This is a genomic window from Corallococcus sp. CA047B, assembly GCF_003612065.1.
Classification (GTDB): Bacteria; Myxococcota; Myxococcia; order Myxococcales; family Myxococcaceae; genus Corallococcus; species Corallococcus praedator.
This window is the reverse complement of sequence record NZ_RAWD01000294.1, coordinates 1-11896: the sequence shown is the minus strand read 5'-3', so window position 1 is coordinate 11896 and position 11896 is coordinate 1. Positions and strand designations below refer to the sequence as shown.

12 protein-coding genes and 1 pseudogene are annotated in these 11896 nt (G+C 71.4%); 6 read left to right on the top strand and 7 right to left on the bottom strand.

The annotated features are described in order from the left end of the window. Positions 1-1815, bottom strand: a pseudogene (locus D7X74_RS32815) (right-handed parallel beta-helix repeat-containing protein); the annotation flags it as partial. A 319-nt stretch (positions 1816-2134) separates the two neighbouring features. On the opposite strand from D7X74_RS32815, the gene D7X74_RS32810 reads away from it, so the two are divergent. Together D7X74_RS32810 and D7X74_RS32805 are read left to right on the top strand one after the other, a co-directional pair. Further along, positions 2135-2794: a cytochrome b/b6 domain-containing protein gene (locus D7X74_RS32810; protein ID WP_120536950.1), complete on the top strand. Its 660-nt coding sequence runs from the start codon at positions 2135-2137 to the stop codon at positions 2792-2794. Then, positions 2787-3491 (top strand): molybdopterin-dependent oxidoreductase, encoded by a 705-nt coding sequence (locus D7X74_RS32805; protein ID WP_120536947.1) that lies wholly within the window; start codon positions 2787-2789, stop codon positions 3489-3491. Before D7X74_RS32810 ends, D7X74_RS32805 begins: the two co-directional genes overlap by 8 nt. A 1-nt stretch (position 3492) precedes the next feature. On the opposite strand, the gene D7X74_RS32800 is transcribed toward D7X74_RS32805, so the two are convergent. Then, positions 3493-3846 (bottom strand): hypothetical protein, encoded by a 354-nt coding sequence (locus tag D7X74_RS32800; protein ID WP_147446763.1) that lies wholly within the window; start codon positions 3844-3846, stop codon positions 3493-3495. 176 nt (positions 3847-4022) lie between these two features. Between D7X74_RS32800 and D7X74_RS32795 the strand changes: the two genes are divergently transcribed. Continuing rightward, positions 4023-5264, top strand: a complete 1242-nt coding sequence (locus D7X74_RS32795) for a radical SAM/SPASM domain-containing protein (protein ID WP_120536945.1) — start codon at positions 4023-4025, stop codon at positions 5262-5264. A gap of 3 nt (positions 5265-5267) precedes the next feature. Here D7X74_RS32795 and D7X74_RS32790 read toward each other — a convergent pair whose 3' ends face one another. Both D7X74_RS32790 and D7X74_RS32785 read right to left on the bottom strand, forming a co-directional pair. Further along, on the bottom strand, positions 5268-5702 hold the full coding sequence (locus D7X74_RS32790; RefSeq protein WP_120536944.1) for a hypothetical protein: 435 nt from the start codon (positions 5700-5702) through the stop codon (positions 5268-5270). A 46-nt stretch (positions 5703-5748) separates the two neighbouring features. After that, positions 5749-6537 (bottom strand): alpha/beta fold hydrolase, encoded by a 789-nt coding sequence (locus D7X74_RS32785; RefSeq protein ID WP_120536943.1) that lies wholly within the window; start codon positions 6535-6537, stop codon positions 5749-5751. A gap of 193 nt (positions 6538-6730) precedes the next feature. Between D7X74_RS32785 and D7X74_RS32780 the strand changes: the two genes are divergently transcribed. Next, positions 6731-7471: an SAM-dependent methyltransferase gene (locus tag D7X74_RS32780; protein WP_120536949.1), complete on the top strand. Its 741-nt coding sequence runs from the start codon at positions 6731-6733 to the stop codon at positions 7469-7471. Positions 7472-7475: 4 nt separating this feature from the next. Here D7X74_RS32780 and D7X74_RS32775 read toward each other — a convergent pair whose 3' ends face one another. The 3 genes from D7X74_RS32775 to D7X74_RS32765 form a co-directional block, all read right to left on the bottom strand. Beyond that, complete coding sequence (locus D7X74_RS32775; protein WP_120536942.1) at positions 7476-8045, bottom strand: GNAT family N-acetyltransferase; 570 nt, start codon at positions 8043-8045, stop codon at positions 7476-7478. After that, positions 8042-8404 carry a hypothetical protein gene (locus tag D7X74_RS32770; protein ID WP_120536941.1) on the bottom strand — a complete coding sequence of 121 codons (363 nt, stop codon included), beginning with the start codon at positions 8402-8404 and terminating at the stop codon, positions 8042-8044. Before D7X74_RS32770 ends, D7X74_RS32775 begins: the two co-directional genes overlap by 4 nt. Positions 8405-8495: 91 nt before the next feature. Continuing rightward, on the bottom strand, positions 8496-9116 hold the full coding sequence (locus tag D7X74_RS32765) for a hypothetical protein (protein WP_120536940.1): 621 nt from the start codon (positions 9114-9116) through the stop codon (positions 8496-8498). A gap of 284 nt (positions 9117-9400) precedes the next feature. Here D7X74_RS32765 and D7X74_RS32760 point away from each other — a divergent pair, with 284 nt between their 5' ends. Then, positions 9401-10756: a sensor histidine kinase gene (locus D7X74_RS32760; RefSeq protein WP_120536939.1), complete on the top strand. Its 1356-nt coding sequence runs from the start codon at positions 9401-9403 to the stop codon at positions 10754-10756. Beyond that, positions 10753-11715, top strand: coding sequence for a methyltransferase domain-containing protein (locus D7X74_RS32755; RefSeq protein ID WP_233602356.1), 963 nt, complete (start codon positions 10753-10755; stop codon positions 11713-11715). The genes D7X74_RS32760 and D7X74_RS32755 overlap by 4 nt, the downstream gene beginning before the upstream one ends. Positions 11716-11896: the final 181 nt, after the last annotated feature.

Here is an 11896-nt window from a genome sequence, read left to right as displayed (position 1 = left end):
GCCCTCCATCACGTTGGCCTCCACCGTCGCTTGCACCCGCCCCGCCACCAACACGCCGCCCTTCTGGTAGCCCGTCAACCGGTTGCGCCGGACGTCCACCGACACCGCGGAGGCACCGGCCGCTTCGTTGCGCACCTCGATGGCGACGCCTTCCTGGCACCCGCTCCGGTTCTCCTTCTGGTGCAGGTCCGCCACCACCGTGTCCTCGACGCCGCCGCTCGCGCCCTCCAGGAAGATGCCGCGCAGCCGGGCCGCGCCCGCGTCACACACGTCCGACAGGTTCCGCGCCGTCACCGTCACGTTGCGCACGCGCGCCACCGTCCCCCGGTTGCGCAGCACCGCACCCTGGAAGTGCTCCCCCGCCGCTGCGTCCTCCACCGCCGTCATCGTGTGCGTCGCCCCGTCGAACGTGAAGCCGTCCGGGATGAAGACGGGCCCCTGCGTCACGCAGTCGGTGGACAGCGCCACCTGCGCCTGCGCCATCGTGAACGCGCACGCTCCCGCCAGCGCGCCGCAGCGCCGGTCCGTCCACTCCACCGTGAAGGTGTGCCGCACGCTCGAACCCGACGCGTTCGTCACCGTCACCTCCACCGTGGGCGTGACATCCGCCGGCAGGCAGGACAGCTCCGTCCAGGCCACCGTGCCCGTCGTGCCGTCTCCCACCGCCGTGCCCACCGCGCCCGCGCTCGAGGTCCAGGTGAAGGTCAGCGGCTCGCCCCGGGGGTCCGTCGCCGTCGCGGTGAAGGTCACCAGCTCGCCCGCACGCGCGCTCGGGGCGGACTGGGACAGAGTCCCGAGGACCGGCGGTTCGCTCCGCCGCACGCACAGGTTCGCGACCACCTCCGAGTCCGCCCCCGTGAAGTCATCATTCACGATGGCCTTCACCTGGCAGCCACAGCCCTCGGGCTCCTCCGTGGGAGTGAAGACCACGCGGGACGTGTTGCCTCCCTCGAAGGTGCCCGCGCAGGTGGCGCTCCACGCGTAGGTCAGCGCATCCCCGTCATCGTCCGTGGCCTTCGCCTCCAGGGAGAGCGGCTGCTCCACGCCCACCTGCTGGGTCTCCACCGCCGCTTCCAGCACGGGGTAGCGGTTGAACTGGATGTTCTCATTCGAAGCCACCGCGCCCACCCCACCCAACGCGAACCGGAAGCTGAGCGAGGAGGCCGCGCCTCGCGGATCCGTGACGATGAGCCCCAGCACCACGTCCGCGTTTTTGGCGCTCGCGGGGACCGTCCACGTACACGTGGGCTGGGTGGAGTCCTCCGGGCACTCCAGCGAATCTCCGGGAGCGCTCCACGCGTAGCCCAGCGCATCACCTTCCGCCTGGCCGCGCGCCCACGCACGCAACTCCACGCGCTGGCCCGGAATCACCCGCGACGCCGAGGCCACCACCGCGTCGATGCGCGGCGCCGTGCTGACCGGGGCGGCCTCCGGCTGGGGCACCGCGACGACCAGCGCATCGCCATACCGCGCCAGCTCCACCGTCGGCACGCTCACCGAGGCCACCACCGCGCCCGCGCCATCCCGGGCCTCCACGCGCAGGCCCACGGTTTCTCCCGGCGACGTCACCGGCTCCACCTTGCCGACCCACAGGTTCGTGTCCAGAGCCAGCGTCGACGGCACCTCCTTGCCCGAGGCGTTCGTCGCCGTGGACGTCACCTCCGCCACGCGCGTCGACTCCAGGGAACGGGGCATCGCGACCACCAGCCGCGCGCCGCCGGACGGCGCCACCTCGAAGGAGGGCTCCGACTGCACGCAACCGAACGTGGTCAGCAGCAGGGCTCCCGCCAGGTGCACCGCATGGATTCGTCGCATGGTCGCACCGTCCTCGGAAGTCGCTGGGGGCAAAGGGAGACGATACCGGGTCGCCCTGCCACGTCCAATTCACCGGGGTCTCCAAGCACGTCCGCGCGGCGCGTCGTCCAGTGGCCGCCACTCGCCCGCGACCTCCGGGCGGGCGCGGGCACCTACTGAAGCCCTCGCTCGCTCGCATGCATGGGGAGCCCATCGCCCCGCCCCTGCGCGCGAGCCCTCCATCCGCTGTCCGACGAAGGTCCTCGGCGACGTTCTCCAACCCGCAGCCGGCGTCCCACCGCGTGGCTGTCGCTTGCGTCCCGGTGCTGTGCTCCACCGCGTGCACCCGCCTGAACAGCGCCGTCCCCAGCCGTGGCCCATCCGCCTCACGCATTGGGCCAACGTGCCGCTGCTCGCCATCCTGGCCGCCAGTGGCTTGCAGATCCTCGCCGCGTATCCGCGCATGGGCCCGCGCGGCCAGCCCTACGCGCTCTATCCCTTTCAGGGCGCCGTGCCCCCTTCGTGGCTGCGCTTGGGGGACTGGCTCGCGGGCGCGCGACACTGGCACTTCGCGTTCGGCTGGTTCCTCGCCCTCAATGGCGTCGTGTACGTGCTCTACCTCGCCTTCAGTGGCGAGTGGCGACGCCGCCTGTTCCTCCCCCGGCGCGACACCCAGAACGCCGTGGCCACGCTCGCGTACTACCTGCGGATCCGCCCCGCGCCCGAGCAGGTCGGCCTCTACAACGGCCTCCAGCGGCTGGCGTACACATCCGCGCTCGGCCTGGGCGCGCTGTCCGTCCTGTCCGGCCTCGCGCTCCACAAGCCCGTGCAGTTGCGCTGGCTCACCTCGCTCTTCGGCGGCTACGACCCGGCGCGCGCGGTGCACCTGCTGCTGCTCGCGCTGCTCGCCCTCTTCACCGTGGGCCACGTGCTGCTCGTCGCCCTGCACCCGCGCACCTTCGGGGAGATGGTGACCGGCGGGAGGAGGCCTCGTGTCTGAGCCCGGGCGCCGAGTCCTCACCCGCCGCCGCGTCCTCCTGGGCGCCGCCGCGCTCGCCACCAGCGCGTGTGATTCCAGCCGCCCCCGCGAGGGCTTCCTCGGCGTGATGGAGCGCTTCAACCAGCGCGCGCAGACCGCCCTCTTCAGCCCCTCCCGGCTCGCCCCCGAGGAGCCCGTCGAGCAGCTCACCCCTCCCGACGACTTCCCCCACTACTTCATCTCCGACACCGTGCCCCTGGCTCCCGCCGGCTGGCGGTTGGACGTGGGCGGACTCGTGTCCCAGCCGCGCTCCTTCTCGCTGGAGGAATTGCAGCGGCTGCCCCGCACCGGCTACCGGATCCGCCACCACTGCGTGGAGGGCTGGAGCGCGGTGGCGTCATGGCACGGCGTGCGCGTCAGCGACCTGGCGCAAGCCGTGGGCGCCGACCCGCGCGCGGGCTTCGTGGAGTTCCGCTCGTTCGACAATGGCTATTACTCGTCGTGGGACGCGCCAAGCGCCCTGCATGCCCAGACGATCCTTGCGTACGGCATGAACGGCCAGTTGCTCGAACCCGGCCACGGCGCGCCCCTGCGGCTCTATTCGGCGGTGAAGCTGGGCTACAAGATGGTGAAGTACCTCACCACCGTGCGGTTCCTCCCAGAGGCCAGCGGCGGCTACTGGGAGGACCGGGGCTACGAGTGGTTCGCCGGTGTGTAGCTCACGGCCCCGCGTCGGACTCCACGCCCGCGTCGGTCGTCACGGGCACGCAGTCCCCCGCGTCCACGTCCCCCGCGTCCAGCGAACCCCCATCCGCCTCCGCCCTCACGTCGCAGTTGCCCGCGTCCGGCGGTTCCCAGCAGTCGAAGGTCCCGTCCTCGCACGGCGGCATGCCATAGCAGGCCATCAGCGTGAGCGCCGTCGCGCTGGCCCCCGTGAGCGTCCACAGCGTGGCCATCCACGAGGCCGTCCGCCGGGGACGCCCCTGCCCCAGGGGACGCTGACAGTGGAGGCACGCCTGGGCGGCGGCCGGATTGAAACCCTGGCAGGACGGACAGCTCGACAGCGGGGACATGCAGGACATCCTTGTCGGAGTAGGGGCTGAAGCCCGCTGGCGAACAGCAAACAAGGTGCCATCCCAAGCCCCGGGAGTTCCAGCAGGACGGGCCCGCGCGGTCTCCGGGAAGCGTCCCATCAGGACAGGACTGTCACGGGTGCACCCGACAGGAGTGTCCCGCTAGGCTGCGCCCCATGGTGAACCGTCGCCTGGATGTGGGCCGCGCCGACTACCACCCCGCCTACGTGGTGTGGGAGCTGACGCTGGCGTGTGACCAACCCTGTACGCACTGCGGTTCGCGGGCGGGCACCGCGCGGCCCGGCGAGCTGAGCACCGAGGAGGCGCTGGGCGTGGTGACGCAGCTGGCGGCCCTGCGCGCCCGGGAGGTGGTGCTCATTGGCGGCGAGGCGTACCTGCACCCGGGGTTCCTCGACATCATCCAGGCGCTGAAGGCCGCGGGGATCCGTCCGGGCCTGACGACGGGGGGACGCGGCATCACCGCGGAGCTGGCCGTTCGGATGGCGCAAGCGGGACTGTACGCGGCGTCGGTCAGCATCGACGGACTGGAGCCCACGCACGACATCATGCGCGCGGCGCGGGGCAGCTTCGCTTCCGCGACCGCGGCGCTCGGGTTCCTGAAGGCGGCGGGCGTGCGCACCGCCGCCAACACCAACCTCAACCGGCTGAACCAGGGCGACCTGGAGGGCCTCTATGCCCACCTGCGCACGCAGGGCATCGGGGCGTGGCAGGTGCAGATCACCGCGCCGCTCGGGCGCGCGGCGGACCGCCCGGACCTGCTGCTGCAACCGTGGGACCTGGTGGACCTGATGCCGCGCATCGACCGGCTGAAACTGCACGCGCGCCAGGACCGCATCATCGTCATGCCGGGCAACAACCTGGGCTACTTCGGGCCGGAGGAGGGACGGCTGCGCTCCGTGCACGCGGACGGCCGCGACCACTGGCGGGGCTGTCAGGCGGGCCGGTACGTGATGGGCATCGAGTCCAACGGCGCCGTGAAGGGCTGCCCCTCCCTCCAGACCGCCCACTACGTGGGAGGCAACCTGCGCGAGCAACCGCTGGAGCGCATCTGGAACGACACGCCCCAGCTCGCCTTCACCCGGACGCGCACGGTGGAGGACCTGTGGGGCTTCTGCCGCACGTGCCCGTTCGCCCAGACGTGCATGGCCGGATGCAGCTTCACCGCGCACGCGCTGTTCGGCCGGCCGGGCAACAACCCCTACTGCCACTACCGGGCGAAGGCCCGCGCCGCGCAAGGCGTGCGCGAACGGCTGCTGCCCAGGGCCCCGGCCCCCGGCAGGCCGTTCGACAACGGGCTCTTTGAAATCGTGGAGGAGCCGCTGGACGCGCCCGACCCGAAGCCGGAGCTGAAGCGCGAATACGTCAAGACGAAGCGCTGGCCCCGGCCCGAAGCCTGAGCCTCAGAGCTTGGTGCTGCGGTAGTTGGACGTGAAGGGCGTGAAGCCGCGCTTGCGCAGGGCATCCCGCTCCGCCAGCAGCGCGGCCAGGGCGGCCTCGCGCGTGGCGAAGTGGTTCACCGCCGCGCCGTTGATGGCGCCGCTGGTGGAGATGAACATGCGCGTCATGTCGTCGCCGCCGTAGCGGAACGAGCGGTGCGTGTTGCGCTCCAGCACCTCGCGGCGCTCCTTGCCGAAGGTGCGCCCCGCGGTGTGGCGCACCACCAGCCCGTCCAGGTTGATGAGCAGGTCCACCCGGCCGTTGAACTTCGCGAACTGCGCCTCCACCTCGCGGCGCCAGCGGAACACGTCCTCGTCGGTCGCGAGGATGCAGTCGGTGAAGTTCGCCGTGACCACGTCGTGTTCAGCGTCGTGTTCGAAGGACATGCTCCAGGCCATCGCGCTTGCTCCTGCTTCCCGTTCCAACCAACTGGCGGATGCTGCTTCAGGCCTGGGCGGAGCTGCCCGCGAGGAATGCTCCCAACAGCGCCGCCGTCTCCGCCGGACGCTCCACCTGCGGGTAGTGCCCCGGTCCCGGCAGGTGCGTCAGCCGCGCGTTCTGGATGGGCGCCACCACCGCCTGCTTGAGGAACAGCGGCGGCAGGAACGGATCATCCGTGGCCACCACCAGCGTGGGCGCCGTGATGGACGCCAGCCGGTGCGCGAAGCCTCCTGCCGTCCAGGCGTCGAAGCACTGCTCGATGGCCTCCTTCGACACGCCGCCGGAGTCCTTCAACAGCGTCTCCAGCGACTCCGGGGACAGCTGCTTGCAGGCCAGGCCCAGGATGGTCTTCTGCTTCTCCCGGTCCCCCGCCGACGTGCGGAACAGGCCCGCCGCGTCCGGAGGCAGGGGCAGCCCCGACGCGGGCACCGAGTTGAGCAGCACCAGCCCCGTCACGCGCTCCGGCGCATCCGACGCGACCCACTTGGCGATCTGCCCACCCATGCTGTGGCCCACCAGCGCGAAGCGCTTCGCCCCCGCGTGGTCCGCCACCGCGAGCACGTCCTTCGCGTACTGCTCCAGCGAATAGCCAGACGTCGGCCGCCCGGACTGGCCGGTGCCCCGGTGGTCCGGCACCACCAGCCGGAGCCCCGTCAGGTCCAGCTTCTCAATCATCGCGTCCCACACCGCGCCCGACACCATCCACCCATGCACCAACACCACCGAGCGGGGCCCGTCCCCCATCACCCGGTAGTGCAAAGGCGTGCCATCCGTCGCGGTCGTCGTGGGCATGAGGGGAATCCTTACTCCGGGGGGAGTGGGTGAAGCAGGGTTAGACGGAAAGTGTAGCAAGCCACGACCGAGCGGGGGCGTCCATATGCTCGGGGGTTGCCTGTTCCCTGAAAGGACGGGCTTCCCCAGGAGGTAGGGCATGGAGGGAATGAAGGTGGGAGCGGGTGCGTGCTCTGGCAGAATGCGTCGCGGCATGACGGATGACGCGCGGAGCGGGACGGCGGGAGTGAAGCGCACGGTGTACTGCGAGGACGCGCTGGCGTGGCTGGACGCACGCCCGGTGCTGGAGGGGTGCTCGGTGATTGCGTCCATGCCGGACGTCTCCGAGTTCCCATCGCTCACGGTGGCGCAGTGGAAGGACTGGTTCGTGGGGGCGGCGGCGCGGGTGTTGTCGCGGGTGCCGGAGGACGGGGTGGCGGTGTTCTACCAGTCCGACGTGAAGAAGGACGGGGCCTGGGTGGACAAGGGCTACCTGGTGTCCAAGGCGGCGGAGGCCGCGGGCTGTGAGACGCTCTGGCACAAGGTGGTGTGTCGCAGGACGCCGGGGACGGTGACGTTCGGGCGGCCGGCGTACTCGCACCTGTTGTGCTTCTCCCGGGGGCTGAAGGCGGACGCGGGGAAGTCCACCGCGGACGTGCTGCCGGAGGCCGGAGAGGTGACGTGGACGCGCGGCATGGGGCTGTCCGCGTGTCTGGTGGCGTGCCGCTTCATCCTGGAGCAGACGCGCACGCGCACGGTGGTGGATCCGTTCTGCGGCCACGGCACGGCGCTCGCGGTGGCCAACGCGCTGGGCCTGGACGCGGTGGGCGTGGAGCTGAGCCGCAAGCGCGCGCGCCGGGCCCGGAACCTCCAGGCCACGTGGAATGGCTCCAAGCTGGTGCTGTCCGGCACGGGCGGCGGCGAGGACCGGCCGGACGCGCCGGACGAGGATTGAGGCTTCAGGCGTCGTCCTCGAAGGAGGCGCGCAGGTGGCTCGAGGGCAGGAACAGCCTCCGGGGCCAGTCCGGCGCGTCAGGCAAGGACGACAGGAGCGGTCGGTAGCCGAAGCGCGCGTAGAAGCGCTCCGCGGGAGCGTCCTTCGCATCCACGATGACGAGCACGACGCCCGCGTTCTCACCGACAGCCAGCGCCCGTCGGTGCGCATCGTCCAGCAATTGCTCACCCACTCCCGCGCCACGGACGCGCGAGTCCCGGGCGAGCCTTCCGATGACGACCGCCGGAAGGGGATAGCGCGGCAGGCGCTTGATGACGTCCTCGGGCGCCTCGGACCGCGACACCTGTCCCACGGAGAGCGTGTAGTAGCCGAGCACCCGGGGCCAGTCGGGCCGGGTGTCCGGACGGTGCAGCACCCAGGTGCGACTGACGTCCCGCCGCTGGTTCTGCCCCGCGTCCTGTCGGAAGAAGCGGTTGAGCGCTTCGTGCTCGCACTGGAAGCCACTGGCCGCGTCCTCGCGGCTCAGGGCCTGGGTGTACGGCGCGGGGATGACGGGGGCCTTCGGTTTGTTCAAGGACGCTCTCGCCGACGGCGGCGGGAGAGCTCACGCAATGCGCGTGCCGGCTTCGGCGGAGCTTCCACCGCGGCGGCGACCCGGTCGAAGTCCTTCGCGGGGAGGACGATGGACTGCTCCTCCAGCGCCTTCCATTCCAGGCGGGTCAGCGCCGGGGAGCTGTACTCGCGCACCGGCTGCCCGGGCTGGAGGGGCACGAACGTGAGCCGCGCGCCGCGCCGCGCCTCCAGCACCACCTTGTCCAACAGGCTGATGGCCTCGGTGATGACCTCCGAGATGTCCCCTCCCAGCTCGCGCCGCAGCCGCTGGACCTGCTCCATGACGGGGTCCGAAACAGTGGGCTGCAGGCGGTGGGACATGGCGGGCGCTCCCTGGCGGGCACTTCTGAATCACTTCTGATGCGGAAGTGATTCAATTAGTCCCCGCGCCAGGGTTTTGCAATCCGGCCCGTCAGGCCGCCTTCATCCCTTCGAGCGCCGTCGCCACGTCCTTCTCCAGCACGCCGAGGAACGTCTCGAACAGGCGCGCCTCCAGCGCGAGCGCGGGCTCCAGCGTCACGCCCACCTTGGACAGGCGCTGCTCGCAGGCGTCCTCGATGGCGCGCCGGTGGCTCTGCTCCTCCACCACCACGCGGCCCAGCTCCTCGCGCACCACCGCGTGCCGCGTCGCCGCCTTGTAGAGCGGATAGAGCACCATCGCCCGGCGCTCCACCACCGCCGTGGTGAGCAGGTAGTGCAGGTGCACGTCCGTCTGTCCCGTCACCTGCACAGCCCACGTCGCAAGCTCCCGGTCCAGCGACTGGAACCACGTGGACGCCGCGCCCACGCTCAGGAACTCCGTCACGTCCTCCCGGCCCGCCACCTCGCACGCCAGCCGCTTGAAGGTGAAGGCGTGGCGCGTCTCGTCCGCCAGGTGCCCCAACACCTCCAACGTCGGATGCCGGTCCGCCACCGTGCGCGAAATCTTCCGCGCCCCGATGAACTCCAGCAGCGACAACGTCTGCAGCCACCGCACCTCCAGCTCCGGGGACTGGACCAGCTGCCGCAACACCGTCTGGATTCTGTCACGCATGGCCGCCCCCTCTACCCCGCCCCACACGCACACCCAAGCGCGTAACGCACCGGGACGACATGCGAGCACGGCGGACTGGCCAACAGTGCCCCGCCCTCCGGTTTGACCGGGAACGCGGGTTCGCCTTTGCTTCACGACGCAGCAGGCGGTGCTTGGTGGAGGGGGGTGACCAGCATGAGGCCGCATCGGGGATTCACCCATCCGTCCGGGCACTCCCGTGTCTGGCTTCGCGCAGGTGACACCGCGTCGCGGTCCTACAGCCTCATGCCTCGCGGTGCGCGCGCATGAAGGCCCCTGTGGAGTCCTCCTCCGTGGTGGTGACGGCGTTCCGCCGCTGGATGCGCGCCCAGGACGCGGGCCCCATCCTCGCCTCCGAACGCGTGGGCTCCTTCCTGGTCACCGTCCTCTCCGGCACCGCGCTGCTCGCCGTCATCGCGTGGGCCCCCGGCGCGCGCACCTTCTTCGCCCTCCCCTTCTCCACCGCGTTCGCGTGCTTCCTGCCCGGCATCGTCAACGGACTGGCTTTCTCCATGGTGCACTCGCGCCGGAATCGGCTGGCCACCTGGGGCTGGCTGTGGCGGCTGCCCTGCCTGGCCCTGCGGCACTTCTTCCTCGCCAGCCTCATGGCGCTCTCAGCGATGCCGGGGGCCGTCGTCTTCGGCATGGTGCTCGTCTTCACCACCGCGGTGCATGGCCGCCAGTACCGCGTGACGTGGCGCCAGCCCTTCCTCGCGGTGGGCACGCTCGTGGCCTTGCTGTGCGCCCTGCCCCTGCGCGTCAGCCCCGACCACGTGGTGCTCTTCGCCGTCGTGATGCCCTCCGCCCTCGCCGCCCAGCTGTACCTGGGCGCCTTCGCCGTGCGGCATGACCAGGCCCGCACGGACGCGGAGCGCCTTCGCGCCGCCGTGCACGCGCAGCTCATCGAACAGCAGGAGCGCGACGTGGGCCGGCTCACCCAGGCCATGGCGGAGATGCTGCGCCACCACCACGACATGGACCAGGCCCTGCTCCACGCCGGCAGCGCCGCGGACATGATGAAGGCCTTCGGCGCCCAGCGCGGCACCCTGGCGCGCTCCGAGTTCGAGGACCAGGCCCGGCAGCTCCAGGACAGCCTCCGGCAAATCCAGGAGATGGTGAAGGAGGTGCGCGCCAAGGGCCGCCGCTTCGCCGGCACCGAACCCGAACCCGTGGAGCTGGGGTCGGTGCTGGAGGCCGTGCAGGCCCACGTCGCCCTGCGCTTCCCGGACGTGGACATCCACGTGGAGCTGGAACCGCCGCGCCCCCAGCTCGCGCTCCTGCGCGGAGGCCCGCTCACGCTGCGCCGGGTGGTGGAGAACCTGGTTGTCAACGCATGCGAGGGCAATGGCGAACAGGGCGCTTCCCAGGTCTTCATCCGCGCTCGCACCGAACCCCTCAGCGGACGACTGGAGGTTGAAATCGAGGACGACGGACCCGGCTTCCTACCGGAACGGCTCACCGCGCCCGCGGAGGAGCTCTACACGACCAAGCCCCAGGGCACCGGGCTGGGCCTCTACACCAGCGAGTGCCTGCTGCGCGCCAGCGGTGGCCTGCTGCATCGCCACAACGGGCCGGGCGGCGGCGCCCTGCTTCGCATCCTCCTGCCCCGGGAGTACCGATGAAGACCCTGAGAGCCTTCCACAAGACGCTCCCCACCCCGCTTGAACCGGGCCGGGGCGAGGACGGCGAATCGCTCCCGGCCAGCGGCGGCGCGCGCATGCCCGCGCTCCCGAACGACCTGCGCGCCTACCATGAAGCCCTCGCCACGCGCGGACTCGCGCGCTTCGGCCCCGGCCCCCGCGTGCACTGCCACATGGGACTGGTGGACCGGCTGCCCGCGCCCGGCACGCCGGCCCTGGAGCTGCGCGAGCGGCTGCGGGCCTCGCAGGAGGCGCTGCTCGCGGAGCTGGCGCGCGCCATGGGCCGCTTCCCGGACGGCGGCGACGTGATGGACGTGGGCAGCGGCCTGGGCGGCAGCGCGCTGTACTGGGCCCAGGAACACCGCGCCCGCGTGACGGCGATGGTGAACGTGCCCGCGCACCTGGAGCAGGTGCGCCGGTTCGCGCACGAGGCGGGCGTGGGGGACCGCGTGCAGGCCCGGCTGGCCTCGCCGGAGGAGCTCCAGGGCCGCGCGTGCTTCGATGCCCTCATCGCCGTGGAGAACGCGTGCGCCCTGCCCCGCGCGGACTGGCTGCGCGCCGCGCGCAGCTGGCTCAAGCCCGGCGGCGTGCTGGCCATCGCGGACTGTTTCTGGGTGCGCCCCCTCGTGGTGCATCCCTCCAGCGACGCGTGGCGCACGCGCCTGGGCAGCGTGAGGGGGTTGCTCGCCGCCGCGCAGGAAGCGGGCCTGGAGCTGGAGGTGCATGACGACGTGTCCGCGCGCACGGTGGGCTTCTGGACGCTGACGTCGGAGCTGCTCGTCCACGAGCACATGGAGCATGCGCCCGCGAACGCCCGGGACCTGCGCGCCGCGCTCAACGCCGTGCGGATGGAGTCGCAGCGCGACCACCTGTGGCTGCAGCAGGGCCTGATGGATGGTGGACTGGAGTACGCGCTGCTCGTGCTCCGTCGCGAACGCTGACGCCTGCTCACTGGCGGACGGCCCGGCGAGCGCCCACCCCACGGCAGGCAGGGTGGGCGAACCGACGGCGACAGCCATCCAGGACGATGCCTCCACGCGCCATCACCCCCAGCCTTGGGTTCGTCACATCCAATGGAGGTAGCGCGAATGACGGGTTACACGCGATGGCTGGTGGTGGGGG